Genomic DNA, 16,916 nt, shown 5'->3' on the forward strand with positions numbered 1-16,916 from the left:
CCTCCCTTTTGTGCTTGGAGACCTCACATGTCTGACTTCTCTGGCTTGGCGCTGGTGATCGAACCGAGCGATCTGCTCGCCCGTCTCGACGCCCGCGAACTGATTCTGGTGGACCTGACCAGCGCCGCCCGCTATACCGAAGGGCATATTCCCGGCGCACGTTTTGTCGATCCCAAACGCACACAGCTGGGTCAGGCGCCTGCGCCAGGCCTGCTGCCGACCCACGCCGCGCTTGAAGCATTGTTCGGCGAACTGGGACACAACCCCGATGCGGTCTACGTGGTCTATGACGACGAGGGCGGCGGTTGGGCCGGGCGATTCATCTGGTTGCTGGATGTCATCGGCCACACCCAGTACCACTACGTTGACGGTGGCCTGACGGCCTGGCTGGCAGAAGGCTTGCCCATGTCGATCCAGGTCCCGGCAGCGGTCGGCGGCCCGGTCGCCCTGACCCTGCACGACGAACCCACCGCCACCCGCGAGTACCTGCAAAGCCGTCTCGGCGCCCCCGACCTGGCGATCTGGGACGCGCGCGGGCCGCTGGAATACGCTGGCGAGAAAGTCCTGGCGGCCAAGGCCGGGCACATTCCTGGCGCAGTCAATTTCGAATGGACGGCCGGCATGGATAAAGCACGCAATCTGCGCATCCGCACGGACATGCCGCAGATCCTCGAACAACTCGGGATCAGCAAAGACAAAGAAGTGATTACCCACTGCCAGACTCACCATCGCTCTGGCTTCACCTACCTGGTGGCCAAGTCCCTCGGTTATCCGCGGGTCAAAGGTTACGCCGGCTCCTGGGGCGAATGGGGCAATCATCCCGACACCCCCGTAGAGATTTAAGGTTTTTAAGGACAGTTAATGAATAAGCGTTTGTTCATCCTCAGCCAATACCTGCTGCCCCATCACTTGCTCTCGCGACTGGCCGGCTGCATCGCCGAATGCCGCGTGCGTTGGTTCAAGAACGCCTTCACTGCCTGGTTCGCCAAGCGGTATCAGGTGGACATGTCCCAGGCGCTGGTCGAAGACCTGACCGCCTACGAGCACTTCAATGCGTTCTTCACTCGCGCGTTGAAAGACGGCGCACGTCCGCTGGACCAAACCCCGGGCGCGATCCTCAGCCCGGCCGACGGCGCCGTCAGTCAACTCGGCCCGATCGAGCACGGTCGCGTGTTCCAGGCCAAAGGCCACAGCTTCAGCGTGCTGGAATTGCTGGGCGGCGACGCAGCCAACGCTGCACCGTTCATGGGCGGTGACTTCGCGACTATTTACCTGTCGCCCAAGGACTACCACCGCGTGCACATGCCACTGGCCGGTACCCTGCGTGAGATGGTCTACATCCCGGGCCGGATTTTCTCGGTCAACCAGACCACGGCTGAAAACGTCCCGGAGCTGTTCGCCCGCAACGAGCGTGTGGCGTGCATTTTCGACACCGAGCGCGGACCGATGGCCGTTGTGCTGGTGGGCGCGATGATCGTGGCGTCGATCGAAACCGTCTGGGCCGGGCTGGTCACGCCACCTAAACGCGAGCTGAAAACCTTCCGTTACGACGAAACTGCCCGCGCGCCGATTCATCTGGAAAAAGGTGCGGAACTGGGTCGCTTCAAGCTGGGTTCGACCGCTGTCGTGCTGTTCGGGCCGGATCAAGTGAAGTGGGCTGAAGAACTGGCGGCGGGTTCGCCGGTGCAGATGGGCCAGGGCATGGGCCTCCCGAAAGCCTGATACCCCTGTAGGAGCGAGCTCGCCCGCGATGGTCGTCAACGATAGCGCGGCAAGTCTGACACCCCGCGGCGTTCTCAGGTTCATCGCGAGCAAGCTCGCTCCTACAGTTGATCTCTATTTGGCGCAGATCCAGTGTGGGAGCGAGCTTGCTCGCGAAGGGGCCCTGTCAGTCAATCCAAGACTCAGAGCTGCCCGTCACGATCCCGGAAGCCCAGCAGATACAACACGCCATCCAGCCCAAGGGTGGAAATCGCCTGCTTCGCCGACTGCTTCACCAGCGGCTTGGCCCTGAACGCCACGCCCAACCCCGCAATTGCCAGCATTGGCAGATCATTGGCTCCGTCGCCGACCGCGATGGTCTGCTCCAGGCGCAAACCTTCCTTATGGGCCAGCTCACGCAGCAGATCGGCCTTGCGCTGCGCATCGACAATCGGCTCGACCGCTACGCCGGTGACCTTGCCGTCCACCACTTCCAGTTCGTTGGCGAACACGTAGTCGATGCCCAGCTTGGCCTGCAATTGCTTGGCAAAGTAGGTGAAACCGCCGGAAAGAATCGCGGTCTTGTAGCCCAGGCGCTTGAGTTCGGCGAACAGCGTTTCGGCGCCTTCGGTCAGACGCAACGAAGCACCAATCGAATCCAGCACGCTGACGTCCAGCCCTTTAAGCAAGGCCAGGCGCTCCTTGAAGCTCGCGCGAAAGTCCAGTTCACCGGCCATCGCCCGCTCGGTAATTTCAGAAACCTGATCGCCCACGCCCGCCGCCTTGGCCAGTTCGTCGATGACTTCGGCTTCGATCAGCGTCGAGTCCATGTCGAACACCGCCAGGCGACGGTTACGACGGAACAGCGAATCTTCCTGGAAAGCGATGTCGACGTTCAATTCCTGAGCAACGCTGAGGAACTCGGCCCGCAGCGCCTGCGGGTCAGCCGCTTCGCCACGCACTGAAAACTCGATGCAACCCTTGCCCTGATCGGCCGGGGTGTCCAGCGGCATGCGCCCGGACAAGCGATCGATGTGGTCGATATTCAGGCCATATTTAGCGGTGATCGAACTCACGGCCTGCAATTGCCCGGCGGTCACTTTGCGGGTCAACAGCGTGACAATGTGGCGTTTTTTGCCCTGATTGCCGACCCACTGCTGGTAATCCTCTTCGGACACCGGCGTGAAACGCACCTGTTGATCGAGCTTGTAAGCCGTGAACAGGATGTCCTTGAGCACCGACTTGCCTTGCTCAGTGTCAGGAATCTCAACCAGGATGCCGAACGACAGGGTGTCGTGGATCACCGCCTGACCGATGTCGAGAATGTTCACACCACCCTGGGCCAGAACGCCGGTAATGGCCGCAGTCAGACCCGGACGGTCGACTCCCGTGATGTTTATCAGGACGATTTCGCGCAAGGCGCACCCCCGCAGGTGGAAAAAAACCGCATTCTACCCACTTTCAGTGACCATCGGGCACCGTGAGCGCTTTGCCGGTCTAGGGCCTGTCGCTATACTGCGCGTCAACTTCACGGACAAAAGAGCCGAGCTCAAGTGAACCGGCCCACGCCAGTAAAAACCGATAACTTCTTTCTGCTGATCTTCCGGGCACTGCGCCATCGCCGTGTACCGATTGCATTGCGCATCGCCAGCCATAACGTGATCCTGGTCGCTCTGGCCCTGGTGATCTACGCCTGTGTGATGGGTTTGCAGTTCAAGCAGGCCATGCACGAGCAGGCAGATGCGCTGGGTGAAAGCCTGACCACGCAGACCGCCATGTCCGCCACGGAGCTGTTGGTGTCCAATGACATCCTCAGCCTCAACGTGCTGCTCAACAACCTGACCAAAAACAAGCTGGTGGCTCACGCTGCTATCTATAGCGTGGATAACCGCATCCTCGCCGAAGCCGGTCAGCGCCCCAAGCACAGCCTGCTGGGCGAAGCCGAGGGCATGTACCAGAGCAAGATCACGTTCCAGGACGTGACGGCCGGGCAGCTGCGCATCAGCCTGGACATGGATCAGTTCCAGCAGCCGATGACCATCAGCCTGCAAAGCATGGGCATTTTGAGTGCGATTCTGTTGGCCCTGTCCCTGGCCTTGAGCCTGCGCCTGGGTCGGCACATCTCCACGCCGCTGCTGCAACTGCGGGTGTGGCTGCGCAATATCGACGAATATACCCCGGCCACCGAACGTCAGGATGAGATTGGTGACCTGGCTCGCCAGCTGCACGCCAATTTCGCGCCGGAGCCAGCCGAACCGGAGCCGGTTCCGGAACCCGAGTTCGACGACAGCGATTATGACGACAGCGACGATGCCGAACCGGCCTTCGAAGTGCGTAACCTGCGGGACCCGAGTTTCGACGAAACCCGACCGGTGGCGGCCATGAAGCCAGCGCCACGGCACATTGTCAGCACCGTCGAAGACGAAGATGACGACGAAGACCCGTTCTCCGACCTGCGCGACGAGTCGGTCAACAGCGCGCCGAAACCGGCTCCAAAACCGCTGGCATCCAATGTGCCCCAGCACAGCGCGGTACTGGCTGTGCAACTGGGGGCGCAGGATCAGCTCCGTCGCCTGCCCCGCACACGCCTGGAAGAACTGCTCAAACGCTATCGTGATTGCCTCGATCAGGCCGCCTCGCTCTACCAGAGTGAGCTGCACACCCTGAACGACGGCAGCACGCTGATGTTGTTCCACACCGAAGACAGCGGTGACGACTACCTGACCAATGCTATCTGCTGCGGCGAGTTGTTGCGTGCGCTGGGCCATCAGTTGCAGATCGAAGTCGCTGACAGCGGCATCACCCTGCAATTGCAGCTGGGCCTGACCTTGGGCGATGGGTTGTTCGGTCTGAGCCAGATCGATCTGTTGCTGACAGAAACCGCTCAGGATGCTCTGGCGCTGTCGCAACACAGCCGCAACCTGCTGCTGGTGGAGCGCAAGATCAGTGACGATGCGTTGATTCGCCAGCGTGCACGGATCCGTCCGATTGCCAGCCCTGAGGGTGCTTGCTGTGTGGAGCGATTGATGGAGCCTTACCCGTCGATGCTGGAGCGGCAATTGGCGCGTATGCACGAACGCCGGGCGTAAGCCTTGGCCCTGCTGTAAAGAAGCCCGCCGATGAGTGATCGTCTGCGGGCTTTTTGTTGCCTGTGCCGCCCTCTTCGCGGGCAAGCCTCGCTCCTACGGGTATTGCGCAGTCCTTGTAGGAGCGAGGCTTGCCCGCGAAGAGGCCATCAGCAGCGATGAAAATCCAACTGCAGAAACAACAAAGCCCGCATCAATGCGGGCTTTGTGTTGACTCAATCCAGGCTTAGAACCTGAACACTTCCATATCCGTGCGGATCGGTGCAGCCATCGGGATCTTCGGTTGCTTATCCTGTTCTGCCGCGGGTGCCGCAGGCTTGGCAGCCGGCTTACGCGGTGCATCAGCAATTGGCGGCTGATTGGCCAGCGGCTTGAGCGCCACCGACAACTGCTCCGCCAGACGCTGCAGCAATACGCCCTGGGCCTGAACCTGAGCCGCCGTGCCGCTGGCGTGCTGTTCCTGAAAATGAACGATACGGTTATCGCGAACCTGGCCACGACGGTCAATCAGACGCCATTGCGCATCAAGGATTGCCGGTTGCGATTCACCCGAATCAAGGCGGGTAATCGTCAGCAATACTTGAACATCCGGCGTGAAGCCGGCTGTCGCAGGTGCCAGGACAACACGCTGGCTGTCCAGATGACCGGATACCTGACGCAACAACAGCTGATCGATATCGGACGACAGGCTGCCCGCCCAACGACCGTCGGTCGAGGCTTGCAGACTGCCATCGGGCTGACGCTGCAACAGCGTTTCGCGTTGCAGGTAATCAGCGACCGTTACCGGGCCCAACAATACCGCCATGCCAGCGCTTTGCGCAGGTTGAACCGGATTACCACTGTCCAGCTGATACAGCGACACCGGTTGGTGAACGCTGCAACCCGCCAGGCCAAGAACGCCAGCGAGCATCAAAATAAAAGGAAGGCGCAGAGCAGTCATCGTCCCATCCAGGTGGTTGCCACAAGGCTAACCACAGTGAAAATACTCAATAAATATGAAGAACGCTCGGCCACGCCGGCGCTTGAAAGGCCATATCATCCGTGAATATGCGTTCCGACTCCAGCGCCAATGCGTCGATCTACGCGTTAAATCGTAGATCGAGCGCTCTAGGACGCTTAATTGAGGTTTTCGACGAGCAGCGCATCTACCCTCTGGAAGCCACGTGGCAATTTGTTTCCACGACGCCCACGCTCACCTTTGTAGTGCTCGAGGTCGTCCGCCTTCAGCGACAAGGTACGTTTTCCAGCCTGCAGCACCAATGTGGCGCCATCAGGCAGTACCGCGATGTCCGTCACATATTCTTCACGATTGGCCACACGCTCACCGGAAATCCCGATGATCTTGTTGCCTTTGCCCTTACCTAATTGTGGCAGGTCGCTGATTTTGAAGATCAGCAGGCGACCTTCGGTCGTCACCGACGCCAACCAGTTGTTCTCGCGATCGGCCACTGGACGCGGAAGAATCACCTTCGAGTTGTTCGGCAGACTCAGCAGGGCTTTACCCGCCTTGTTCTTGGCCTGGAAGTCTTCACCCTTGACCACGAAACCATAACCGGCATCGGACGCGATCACGTACAACGAATCATCTTCGGGCATCAACACGCATTCGAAGGTCGCCCCTGGCGGCGGTGTCAGACGACCGGTCAGCGGTTCACCCTGGCCACGAGCCGATGGCAGGGTGTGTGCGGCGACCGAGTAGCTGCGACCGGTGGAGTCGATGAACACCGCAAACTGGTTGGAGCGCCCAGCGGCCAAGGCCTTGAAACCATCCCCGGCCTTGTAGGAAAGCCCGGTGGCATCGATCTCGTGGCCCTTGGCGGAACGAACCCAGCCTTTTTCCGACAGCACTACGCTCACTTTCTCGTTCGGCAGCAGATCGTGTTCGGTCAGTGCCTTGGCTTCGGCGCGCTCGACGATTGGCGAACGTCGGTCGTCGCCGTAGGTTTCTGCATCTTTGATCAGTTCGGTGCGGACCAGTTTTTTCAACTTGGCTTCGCTGCCCAGCAACGCTTGCAGCTTGGCCTGTTCCTTGAGCAGTTCATCCTGCTCGGCACGCAGCTTCATTTCTTCCAGTCGCGCCAACTGACGCAAGCGGGTGTCGAGAATGTAGTCGGCCTGGATTTCGCTCAGGGCAAAGCGCTCGATCAGCGCGGCTTTCGGGTGTTCCTCGGTACGGATGATGTGAATCACTTCATCCAGATTGAGGTACGCAATCAACAAACCGTCCAACAGGTGCAGGCGACGCTCAACTTTGTCGAGGCGGAATTGCAGGCGGCGACGCACGGTCCGGACCCGGAATTCCAGCCACTCGACCAGCAACGCCCGCAGGTTTTTCAACTGTGGCTTGCCATCAAGACCGATGATGTTGATGTTGACCCGGTAGCTCGATTCCAGCTCGGTGCTGGCGAACAGGTGTTGCATCAGCGCATCGTGATCGAAGTTTTTCCGGGCGCCCGGAATGATCACGATCCGGCACGGGTTTTCGTGGTCGGATTCGTCACGCAAGTCGGCGATCTGCGGGGCTTTCGACGGTTTGGCCTGCATCATGGCCGCGATCTGTTCCAGCACCTTGGCACCCGAGACCTGATGCGGCAGCGCGGTGACGATGATGTCGCCGTCTTCGATGTGGTACACGGCGCGCATGCGCACCGAACCACGACCGGTTTCGTAGATTTTCAACAGGTCGGCGCGCGGGGTGATGATTTCCGCTTCGGTCGGATAGTCCGGGCCCTGGATATGTTCGCAGAGCTGTTCGACCGTGGCTTTTGGCTCATCGAGCAAACGCACGCAGGCAGTCGCCACTTCGCGCAGGTTGTGCGGCGGAACGTCGGTGGCCATGCCGACGGCGATGCCGGTGGTGCCGTTGAGCAAGATGTTCGGCAAACGTGCAGGCAACACCAGTGGCTCGTCGAGCGTGCCGTCGAAGTTCGGCCCCCAGTCCGCAGTGCCCTGGCCCAGTTCGCTGAGCAGCACTTCGGAATAACGCGACAGTCGCGCTTCGGTATAACGCATGGCGGCGAAGGACTTGGGATCATCCGGCGCCCCCCAGTTACCCTGGCCATCGACCAGCGTGTAGCGGTAACTGAACGGCTGGGCCATCAGGACCATGGCTTCATAGCAGGCCGAGTCGCCGTGCGGGTGAAACTTACCGAGCACGTCGCCGACGGTACGCGCCGACTTCTTGTGCTTGGAATCGGCGTCCAGCCCCAACTCGCTCATCGCGTAGATGATGCGTCGCTGTACCGGTTTCAGGCCGTCGCCGATATGCGGCAAGGCACGGTCCATGATCACGTACATGGAGTAGTTGAGGTAGGCATTTTCGGTGAAGTCAGCCAGTGACCGGCGCTCTACACCGTCCAGGCTGAGATCAAGGGAGTCGCTCATGCGGGCCTCATTGGTTCGTTGTCTGGCGCAGCAGCATGGTGCCACCGCGCTGGGTAAATTCAAGTTTGTTCAGCGCGCTCATTCCGAGCAGCACTTGACTGCCATCCAGGCCTGGCGCGACCAGCGCGCGAACATCACGCAACACAATGTCGCCCACTTGCAGCCGGTCGATGCGGGTTCGATAACCCTGGCTAAGACCGTTGGCGGTACTCAGGGTCACCCCAAAGCCCTCTTCCAGCTTCAGCCTTTCGGCCAGACTGGCCGGGATCGACACATCGGTCGCCCCGGTATCCAGCATGAAATCCACCGGTTGGCCGTTGATCTGGCCACTGGCGACGAAGTGTCCCTGATTGTTACTGATCAGTTTCACTTCGATAAAACCTTCGCCCTGTTCCGAGCTGACGACGCCGTTGGGATTGTGCCGACGCGCTTCCCACTCACCGAAAAACCGCGTCGCCAGAAACAGCGCGGCACACCAGGCCAACACCATGAACACCCGACCGGCGCGCTTGCCCGGCGTTTGCCGGCTCACGGCTTGGCGCTCCAGCCACCGTCAGGCGCGGCGAAGCGCCAGACGATCGGGCGGACCTCACCATCGGCGCGGGCCTCGTCGTTGTTATCGATGCCGATCCAGGCGCCATCGGCGTCCACGACCAACGCTTCCGCCAATCCATAAGGCTGTGAATAAAGCCGATTTTTCTGTAGCGCTTCCTTCGCAAACGACCAGCAACGCTCGACCTTGGCCGTCACCGCGTCACGGCGACAGATTTCGAACGCGTTGCGCTCAAGGGTGAACAGTTTGCCGTTGAATAATGAAAGATCGGAAAAATCCCGGGAAACCGCTTTGGCCTTGGGGAATAGCGCGGGTTGCATTTCCATCCCGGCCTCGCTCAGCAGTACACAGCCGCCGTCGCAGTCCCAGACGATTTGCTTACGCTTGATCAGCAATAAACCCCGGCGCTCACGTTCGGCCGCCAGCCAAAGCTGGTCTCCGGCCGGATTGATTGCCAGGCCTTCGAACAAGGCATTGAAATGCAACAGCATGCCGCTGGCCCGCGCTTCGCGTACCAGTATCGGCGATATTTTCAGCCACGACGCAGGCCCCACCAGCGGCACTTGCAACACGGCAGCATGGGCCTCGCTGACAATGTAGCGATTGCCGGCGCTGTCACAGGTGATGCCTTCGAAATCCAGCTCCCCGCCCCGCACGAAAGACGCCGCCCAGGTCCGCGAACGCAAACTCCAGGGCAAACCGCTGTCCGGTACAGGAGGCACTCGCAGGTGCACGGTTTCGGCTTGCCAGGTGTTCTCGCTGATATCGAGTCGGTAGATTTGATCATCGTCGCGATCAGAAACGGTCCACAGATCCTTGCCGCACTGCGCCAGCCCCGACAGGTTGCCGCCGCGCATACCGTCCACGGCATGCTCGGACAGCAGGCGCAACTCCGGAGCCGGTTCGGCAAACGCCGAAACCGAGGTCAGAAGTAACGCACACGCCAAGGCAAAGCCAACCCGCATCAGCCAAGAACCTCGGCCAGGTTGCCTTTTGATTCCAGCCACGACTTGCGATCACCGGCGCGTTTCTTCGCCAGTAGCATGTCCATCATTTCCGAAGTCGCTTCAAAATCGTCCAGCGTCAGCTGCACCAGACGCCGAGTGTTCGGGTCCATGGTGGTTTCTCGCAACTGTGGCGGGTTCATCTCACCCAGACCTTTAAATCGGGTGACTTGCGGCTTGCCGCGTTTCTTCTCGGCCACCAGGCGATCGAGAATGCCATCACGCTCGGCTTCGTCCAGCGCGTAGTAAATCTCTTTGCCCAGGTCGATGCGGTACAGCGGCGGCATCGCGACATAGACGTGACCGGCATCCACCAACGGGCGGAAATGCTGGACGAACAGCGCGCACAGCAGCGTGGCGATGTGCAGACCGTCGGAGTCGGCGTCGGCGAGGATGCAGATTTTTCCGTAACGCAGCTGGGCGATGTCTGCCGAGCCTGGATCGACGCCGATGGCCACGGCGATGTTGTGCACTTCCTGGCTGGCCAGCACTTCGCTGCCGTCGACTTCCCAGGTGTTCAGAATCTTGCCGCGCAACGGCAGGATCGCCTGAAATTCTTTATCCCGCGCCTGCTTGGCTGAACCACCGGCGGAATCACCTTCCACCAGGAACAGCTCGGAACGCATCGGGTCCTGCCCGGCGCAGTCGGCAAGCTTGCCCGGCAGTGCCGGACCTTGGGTAATGCGCTTACGCTCGACCTTTTTGCTGGCTTTCAGGCGACGGCCGGCGTTGTTGATCGCCAGTTCCGCCAGCAGCATGCCGGTTTCCGGGTTGGCGTTGAGCCACAGGCTGAAGGCATCCTTGACCACACCGGACACGAACGCGGCGGCTTCACGGGATGACAGGCGCTCCTTGGTCTGGCCGGAGAATTGCGGCTCCTGCATCTTCATCGACAGCACGAAGGCGATGCGTTCCCAGACGTCTTCCGGCGCCAGCTTCACGCCACGGGGCAGCAGGCTGCGGAACTCGCAGAACTCGCGCATCGCGTCGAGCAACCCCTGACGCAAACCGTTGACGTGCGTACCGCCCTGCGCCGTCGGGATCAGGTTGACGTAGCTTTCCTGCACGCTGTCGCCACCTTCGGGCAACCACAACAGCGCCCAGTCGACCGCTTCTTTATTACCGGCCAGGCTGCCGCAGAACGGCTCGTCCGGCAGGCGTTCGAATCCGCTGACCGCGTCGACCAGATAGGAGCGCAGGCCGTCTTCGTAATGCCATTCGACTTTCTCGCCGGTGGCCTTGTCTTCAAAACTGACCAGCAGCCCCGGGCACAGAACGGCCTTGGCCTTGAGCACATGCTTGAGGCGGCTGATGGAGAATTTCGGGGAATCGAAGTACTTCGGATCCGGGGCGAAGAACACACTGGTGCCGGTGTTGCGCTTGCCGACGGTGCCGATCACTTCCAGCTCGGTTTTCTTGTAACCATCGGCGAAGGTCATCTGGTATTCGTTGCCGTCACGCTTCACGCGCACCCGGACTTCGGTCGACAAGGCGTTGACCACCGAGATACCCACCCCGTGCAGACCGCCGGAGAACTGGTAGTTCTTGTTGGAAAACTTGCCGCCCGCATGGAGCTTGGTGAGGATCAGCTCGACGCCGGACACACCCTCTTCCGGGTGAATGTCCACCGGCATGCCACGGCCGTCATCGCTGACTTCCAGGGAGTGATCCGCGTGCAGGATGACCTGCACCGACGTCGCGTGCCCGGCCAAGGCTTCGTCGACGCTGTTGTCGATGACTTCCTGGGCGAGGTGGTTCGGCCGACTGGTGTCGGTGTACATGCCGGGGCGTTTGCGCACCGGGTCGAGGCCCGAGAGGACTTCGATGGCGTCGGCGTTATAAGAGCTAGCGCTGGGAGTGGCCATGGGGTCTCGTCGTCCGTCTTCTGTGAAGAAAAGTATTCATTGAAAATAGAGGCAAGGAATCACAGTGCAGTGAAGTCGATCGCCTGATACACATCTGCGCCGATGCCGGCAAAACTCAGCATTGCCGGAAGTTGCGCGGCAAAACCTTGAAAACCATGGTCGCCGCCGGCCTGGATGCGCAACGCACAGGCCCGGTAATACTGCTGGGCGAGGCGATAATCCAGCGTTTCGTCGCCGGTCTGCAACCACACCTGATACCGCTGCGGATCCTGGGGCGCCGGCACTTCCAGCTCGGCCAGGGCCGTCACATGGTCGTGGGTCAATTCCCAGGCTTCATCGGTATACAGGTTTTTTTGCGTTCCCAAGAATCCGTCAAACATCCGGTGTGGACTGACGGCCGGGTTGATCAACAAGGCTTTCAAGCCAAGGCGCTCGGCCAGGTGAGTCGCATAGTAGCCGCCGAGGGAGCTGCCGACCAGCAGCGGTCGCCCCAGCTCCGAAATCGCCTGTTCCAACTGACCGATGGCCTCACGGGGATGATGGTGCAAGGCCGGAACGCGCAATTGATCGCTCAAGCCCAGACGCTCCATCACTTCGCTCAACTGAGTGGCCTTTTTCGACGAAGGCGCGCTGTTGAAACCGTGGATATAAAGGATCGATCCGGACATTTGAACTCCCTGCGCGTCGGGTAAAGAGGCGCAGTTTACAGGGTGTCGGGGATATCTGCAGAAATGAGGGCGCCTGTGTGGACGCCTTCGCGAGCAGGCTCGCTCCCACATTGGACCTGAGGCGCCCACATCCCTGTGGGAGCGAGCCTGCTCGCGAAGGCCGCAACGCGGTCTCCCGGTATGACTTAGTAACCGTTGGAGCCGTAATCAACCTGGAAGTCGAACCCGGTGACGCGTTCCACGCCGGTTTCGAACCGGCCATCCGGCAACAGCCGCAACCATCGATACCCCGGCGCCTGGTCGCTGACCTTGAAATCATCGCTGCCCGGCTCGAATTGAATGCACGTCGAGGGTGAAGCGATCATACGCACGCCGTTACGTAATTCATCGATCTCTTGATGCACATGCCCCCAAAGCACCGCACGCACCTGTGGAAACCGATCCAGCAGCGCAAACAGCGCCTCAGGATTGCGCAACCCAATGGGCTCCATCCACGCACAGCCAATCGGCATCGGATGATGGTGAAGGCACACCAGATGGTGTCGCTCCGGCGCCTCGCTCAACGCACGGGCCAGCAATTGCAATTGCTCGTCCTGCAAATACCCTGGCACCGACCCCGGTACCGCCGAATCGAGCAACGTCACCCGCCAATTGCCGATATCCACCACCGGCTCCAGCAGTGCGCTTTGCACCGCGGCTTCGGCCATGATTTGCGGCTCATCGTGATTGCCGGGAATCCAGCGCGCGTGCGCGTCGAGCGGCCGGGTCAGATCACGAAACAGCTGATACGACTCCAGCGTCCCGTCCTGTGACAAATCACCGCTGGCAATGATCAGGTCAATCTGCGGCTGCTGAAGGCGCACCAGTTCGACGACCTTTTGCAGGCTGTCGCGCGTGTTCATGCCCAGCAACGTGCCGTCCGCTTCGGCAAACAGATGGCTGTCGGAGAGTTGCACCAGCAACGCCGAATCGGCGGTGGTCAATGTCGATAAGCTCGGCAAGGCGTTCTCCCAAGGCATGTTACGGGTTTGGACAAGTGCCGCAATTATGCTGGGGGACGATCAAAAGGGGAAACCTGCGAACCTGACGCAGTTCACAACTAGTGCCCTGTCTCCCAAATATTCTCTTTTTTTGGTGAGTGGTCATTGTTGTCAGGCAAGGCGCCGCGACGACTCATAGCTAGCACCGTCAAAAATGAGCATATTTGGGAGACAGGGTACTCAACGTACGACTTCGTATTCATGCCCCAACGCCAGGCAATGGCTCAGCCATTCGCCCAGAAACATATTCAGCTGGGCCTTTTCGTCCGGCTGGTGCATTGAGGCGTTCGGGTAAGGATAGATGCCGCGAAAGCGTCGCGCATGTTCGGCGCTGACAACTTCGGCCATGCAGGCGTCGTGATAGACCTGAACTTCCAGTTGCGGCACCGGCAGCCACGGCAGGCTGTGCTCCTGGCGCACTTGCAGTGTCGTGGTGTACGGACATACCTGCAACACTTCGAGGGCCAGCACACCCAGCATCTGGTCGCCATGGGTCACGGCAATACGACGCGCCGCCGGCTCGTTGCGCATGTCCGGGAGCAGTCGCATGAGGCGCGCGTAGTTCGCCTCACAGGACGCTTGAAGCCCCACGAGGTCCACCCGATAGCGATCGCGCAGTTTGTTTACGACCATAACCCCCTCACTTCAGCGCGGTTCAAAGCTAACCATTGCAGGGCAATGATGCTTGCCGCGTTGGCAATACGCCCATCGCGTACAGCTTGCAGGGCATCTTCGAAGGCCCAGACTGTGACGCGAATATCTTCTGCTTCTTCCTCCAGCCCATGCAGGCCGCCGACCCCGGTTGTCTCGCAACGCCCCAGGTACAAATGCACGAATTCATTACTGCCGCCCGGCGATGGAAAATATTTGATCATCGGCCAGAGCGCCCCGAATACAAGCCCAGCTTCCTCCTGCCCTTCGCGGTGAGCAACTTCTTCCGGTACTTCCTCCTTGTCGATCAGACCAGCGACCAGTTCAATCAACCATGGGTTGTCGGTCTTGCCCAGGACGCCAACGCGAAATTGCTCGATCATCACCACTTCGTCGCGCTGCGGATCGTAGGGCAGTACACAGACCGCATCGTGGCGAACGAACACTTCACGATTGATTTCGCGACTCATGCCACCGGCGAATAACTCATGGCGCAAGTGCACGCGGTCGAGTTTGTAAAAGCCCTCGTAGCACTTTTCGCGCCGCACGATATCAACGGCGGTCGGAATGGCGTTGGCAAAATCAGTCATGACAATCCTCGTATCGACACCGAGGCTCCAGCCTCGACTTCGCGCCATCCTAACGCGCTCGCGGCGTTTGATGCAGCCCCTTTCCCGTCAGCGGGATAGACGGTGAGGACGAAACCAACTCTAATTAGCTTAGTGGCGAACTGACTGCTTCGTTGAGAGTCGAAGCGGATAACTTTTTGCCTTCCCCTGTTTTATCAAGGACGCCCATGTCGCTTTTTAAAATCGCCTCCGTGGCCGTAATCGCCCTGACTCTGGGCGCATGCCAGAGCCTGTTCCAGCCCAACTACCGGGCACCGCTGGACACTACCCGCGACGCTTCCGAACAGCTGAAACCAGGCTGCAAAACACCGGATTGCCCGTTGGTGAACATCGATACGCTGCACTTTCCCGCCGAACCGCAACTTGACGGGATTGTCGAAAAACGCCTGCTACAACTGACCCGCACCTCGCCCGACGCCCCGGTGGCACCGACGCTGGCGGCTTATCGCGAAGAGTTTCTGCGTACTGCCGCCCCGCACTACAGCAGCTACCTGCAAGCCAAAGTACGTGAGCAGCATGACGGATTGGTGATCCTCGAATTGTCCAGCTACCTGGACACCGGGGATGAGCAAGGCACCCCGGGGCGCAGCCTCATCAACTATTCGCGCCAGCAGCATAAGGTGCTGACGCTGTCGGATATGTTGCTGCCGGGGCAAGAAGAAGCATTCTGGAAAGCCGCGCAGGTGGCGCACAACAGCTGGCTGATCAGCACCAAGCTCGATCAGGAACCGGAGTTCGTGAAGCGCTGGCCGTTCCAGAAAACCCAGAACGTGGGGCTGACCTATGGCGGCGTGATCCTCAAGTACGAAGTGAGCACCATCGCGCCTTACGCGCTGGGCCACATCGAACTGAAGATCCCCTACCCGCGCCTGAACGGCATTCTCAAGCCTGAGCTGTTTCCCGGCCGTAGCTGAATGCCCGACCCAGCACCAGTTGCAGCAGCCCTGCCAGAATCAACGACGGCAGGGTCGCGCCGATGTCCGGATAGAGATTGGCCAACACGTGATAAGTGCTGACCCCGCCCAACCAGGCGAGCAGCGCCGGCCAGCGCAACGCGGCTGACGCCACCTGTGCGGAACGTTTACGCAGGATGAAGTGATCCACCAGCACCACGCCGAACAGCGGCGCAAATACCGAACCGATCAACAGCAGGAAGTTCTGGTACTGGACTAATGGTGCCAGACAGGCGATCAGGATGCAGATTACACCGATGGCCAATGCCAGATGCTCGACTTTCAAGCGCAACAAAATCCCGCTGGAAACGGCCGCCGAGTGAATGTCAGCGAAAGCTTTTTCGGACTCATCCAGCAGGATCAGCAATAGCGGAATCCCCAGGCCGGCACCGGCCAATGCCAACAGCAAGGCATTCACTTCACCGCTCGGCGCGAACGCCAGGGTGTAAGCCACGCCGAGGCTCATCAGCCAGAAGTTACCGATAAAGAAACCCAGCGCCGTGCCGCCGAATACGTTTTTCGCACGCTTGCCGAAACGCGAGTAGTCGGCAATCAGCGGTAACCACGACAGCGGCATTGCAATGGCAATGTCGAACCCCACGGCGAACGGCATCGAACCGTCACCGGACTTCGCCCACAATGCGCTCAGATCGGCTTTGGCAAACAGGTTCCAGGTCAGCCAGATGCACGCGGCCAACAGCAGCCAGATGCCCCATTTGCGCAGAATTTTCCGCACGAAGTTCAACGGTCCACTGACGGCGAGCAAGGTTGCCAATGCGCCGAAGAACAAGGTCCACAGCAGCGGGTTGGACAGCCAGCTGCCTTCGCTGAACGCACGGGCGCCCAACAGACTGGCGGCGTCGCGCATAACGATGATTTCGAACGAACCCCAACCGATCAGTTGCAGCAGGTTCAGCATGGCCGGCAGGCTCGCGCCACGTTTGCCGAGGCTGAGCTTGAGCGCGGCCATCGACGACAGGCCAGTGTCGCTGCCGATCACGCCAACGGCGGCCAGCAGCAGCACGCCGACCAGAGTGCCAAGAAAAATCGCCAGCAACGAACCGGACAGGCCCAGACCTGGCGCGAGCAATGCGCCGGTCTGCAGGACCATCAGGCCTATGCCGAGGGAGAACCATAGGGAAAACAGATCGCGGCCGCCGAAGACACGTTTGTCGGTCGGCACCGCGATGTCGGGTGAGTAAGTGCTGGGTTGAATGCTCAAGGGTGTTATCTCAGAGGGATAAGTGTGTCATTGAGATCTTGGCTGTCTGGTCTGGCGCCATCGCGAGCAAGCTCGCTCCCACAGGGATTTGCGTCGCTCACAAATCCCTGTGGGAGCGAGCTTGCTCGCGATGGCGGCGGTGCGGACACCGCCGACCTCA

At 60.2% G+C, this 16,916-nt stretch carries 15 protein-coding genes; 4 read left to right on the forward strand and 11 right to left on the reverse strand.

What is annotated here, in order from left to right:
* The first annotated feature begins 27 nt into the window (after window positions 1–27).
* Complete coding sequence (gene rhdA / locus ACM6IR_RS18040; protein ID WP_414908950.1) at window positions 28–843, forward strand: thiosulfate sulfurtransferase; 816 nt, start codon at window positions 28–30, stop codon at window positions 841–843.
* A gap of 18 nt (window positions 844–861) precedes the next feature.
* A complete protein-coding gene (gene asd, locus ACM6IR_RS18045) occupies window positions 862–1,722 on the forward strand; it encodes an archaetidylserine decarboxylase (RefSeq protein ID WP_414908951.1) in 861 nt (286 codons plus the stop codon).
* 182 nt (window positions 1,723–1,904) lie between these two features.
* Here the strand turns inward: asd and serB are convergent, their stop codons facing one another.
* Window positions 1,905–3,119, reverse strand: coding sequence for a phosphoserine phosphatase SerB (gene serB, locus ACM6IR_RS18050; RefSeq protein WP_414908952.1), 1,215 nt, complete (start codon window positions 3,117–3,119; stop codon window positions 1,905–1,907).
* A gap of 135 nt (window positions 3,120–3,254) precedes the next feature.
* On the opposite strand from serB, the gene ACM6IR_RS18055 reads away from it, so the two are divergent.
* On the forward strand, window positions 3,255–4,790 hold the full coding sequence (locus tag ACM6IR_RS18055) for an AhpA/YtjB family protein (protein ID WP_414908953.1): 1,536 nt from the start codon (window positions 3,255–3,257) through the stop codon (window positions 4,788–4,790).
* A 223-nt stretch (window positions 4,791–5,013) separates the two neighbouring features.
* On the opposite strand, the gene ACM6IR_RS18060 is transcribed toward ACM6IR_RS18055, so the two are convergent.
* From ACM6IR_RS18060 to ACM6IR_RS18100, 9 genes are all read right to left on the reverse strand, one after another.
* A complete protein-coding gene (locus ACM6IR_RS18060; protein WP_414908954.1) occupies window positions 5,014–5,727 on the reverse strand; it encodes a membrane integrity-associated transporter subunit PqiC in 714 nt (237 codons plus the stop codon).
* A 176-nt stretch (window positions 5,728–5,903) separates the two neighbouring features.
* Entirely contained in the window at window positions 5,904–8,171 is a 2,268-nt protein-coding gene (parC, locus tag ACM6IR_RS18065) for a DNA topoisomerase IV subunit A (protein ID WP_414908955.1), read from the reverse strand.
* A gap of 7 nt (window positions 8,172–8,178) precedes the next feature.
* Window positions 8,179–8,703 carry a TIGR02281 family clan AA aspartic protease gene (locus ACM6IR_RS18070; RefSeq protein ID WP_414908956.1) on the reverse strand — a complete coding sequence of 175 codons (525 nt, stop codon included), beginning with the start codon at window positions 8,701–8,703 and terminating at the stop codon, window positions 8,179–8,181.
* A complete protein-coding gene (locus ACM6IR_RS18075) occupies window positions 8,700–9,689 on the reverse strand; it encodes an esterase-like activity of phytase family protein (RefSeq protein WP_414908957.1) in 990 nt (329 codons plus the stop codon). Before ACM6IR_RS18075 ends, ACM6IR_RS18070 begins: the two co-directional genes overlap by 4 nt.
* Window positions 9,689–11,593, reverse strand: a complete 1,905-nt coding sequence (parE, locus tag ACM6IR_RS18080; protein ID WP_414908958.1) for a DNA topoisomerase IV subunit B — start codon at window positions 11,591–11,593, stop codon at window positions 9,689–9,691. The genes ACM6IR_RS18075 and parE overlap by 1 nt, the downstream gene beginning before the upstream one ends.
* A gap of 59 nt (window positions 11,594–11,652) precedes the next feature.
* Window positions 11,653–12,261 (reverse strand): YqiA/YcfP family alpha/beta fold hydrolase, encoded by a 609-nt coding sequence (locus ACM6IR_RS18085; protein WP_414908959.1) that lies wholly within the window; start codon window positions 12,259–12,261, stop codon window positions 11,653–11,655.
* Window positions 12,262–12,446: 185 nt separating this feature from the next.
* Entirely contained in the window at window positions 12,447–13,262 is an 816-nt protein-coding gene (gene cpdA, locus ACM6IR_RS18090) for a 3',5'-cyclic-AMP phosphodiesterase (RefSeq protein WP_414908960.1), read from the reverse strand.
* 219 nt (window positions 13,263–13,481) lie between these two features.
* Complete coding sequence (locus tag ACM6IR_RS18095; protein WP_046819863.1) at window positions 13,482–13,934, reverse strand: DUF1249 domain-containing protein; 453 nt, start codon at window positions 13,932–13,934, stop codon at window positions 13,482–13,484.
* Window positions 13,925–14,542, reverse strand: coding sequence for an NUDIX domain-containing protein (locus ACM6IR_RS18100; RefSeq protein WP_414908961.1), 618 nt, complete (start codon window positions 14,540–14,542; stop codon window positions 13,925–13,927). The genes ACM6IR_RS18095 and ACM6IR_RS18100 overlap by 10 nt, the downstream gene beginning before the upstream one ends.
* A gap of 206 nt (window positions 14,543–14,748) precedes the next feature.
* Between ACM6IR_RS18100 and ACM6IR_RS18105 the strand changes: the two genes are divergently transcribed.
* The gene (locus ACM6IR_RS18105; RefSeq protein ID WP_414908962.1) at window positions 14,749–15,495 is read left to right on the forward strand and encodes an RsiV family protein; all 747 of its coding nucleotides are present in this window, start codon (window positions 14,749–14,751) and stop codon (window positions 15,493–15,495) included.
* Here the strand turns inward: ACM6IR_RS18105 and cytX are convergent.
* Window positions 15,464–16,756, reverse strand: coding sequence for a putative hydroxymethylpyrimidine transporter CytX (gene cytX, locus ACM6IR_RS18110; protein WP_414908963.1), 1,293 nt, complete (start codon window positions 16,754–16,756; stop codon window positions 15,464–15,466). The two genes, ACM6IR_RS18105 and cytX, sit on opposite strands and share 32 nt — an antisense overlap.
* Between the last annotated feature and the right edge of the window lie 160 nt (window positions 16,757–16,916).

The sequence above is a fragment of the Pseudomonas sp. IT-P253 genome, assembly GCF_949768125.1.
GTDB lineage: Bacteria > Pseudomonadota > Gammaproteobacteria > Pseudomonadales > Pseudomonadaceae > Aquipseudomonas.

Bases quoted from the DNA above. Each gene is read 5' to 3' on its own strand.
- rhdA (WP_414908950.1), top strand. From the start codon at position 28: ATGTCTGACTTCTCTGGCTTGGCGCTGGTGATCGAACCGAGCGATCTG.
- asd (WP_414908951.1), top strand. From the start codon at position 862: ATGAATAAGCGTTTGTTCATCCTCAGCCAATACCTGCTGCCCCATCAC.
- ACM6IR_RS18060 (WP_414908954.1), bottom strand. From the start codon at position 5,727: ATGACTGCTCTGCGCCTTCCTTTTATTTTGATGCTCGCTGGCGTTCTT.
- parC (WP_414908955.1), bottom strand. From the start codon at position 8,171: ATGAGCGACTCCCTTGATCTCAGCCTGGACGGTGTAGAGCGCCGGTCA.
- ACM6IR_RS18075 (WP_414908957.1), bottom strand. From the start codon at position 9,689: ATGCGGGTTGGCTTTGCCTTGGCGTGTGCGTTACTTCTGACCTCGGTT.
- parE (WP_414908958.1), bottom strand. From the start codon at position 11,593: ATGGCCACTCCCAGCGCTAGCTCTTATAACGCCGACGCCATCGAAGTC.
- ACM6IR_RS18085 (WP_414908959.1), bottom strand. From the start codon at position 12,261: ATGTCCGGATCGATCCTTTATATCCACGGTTTCAACAGCGCGCCTTCG.
- ACM6IR_RS18095 (WP_046819863.1), bottom strand. From the start codon at position 13,934: ATGGTCGTAAACAAACTGCGCGATCGCTATCGGGTGGACCTCGTGGGG.
- ACM6IR_RS18100 (WP_414908961.1), bottom strand. From the start codon at position 14,542: ATGACTGATTTTGCCAACGCCATTCCGACCGCCGTTGATATCGTGCGG.
- ACM6IR_RS18105 (WP_414908962.1), top strand. From the start codon at position 14,749: ATGTCGCTTTTTAAAATCGCCTCCGTGGCCGTAATCGCCCTGACTCTG.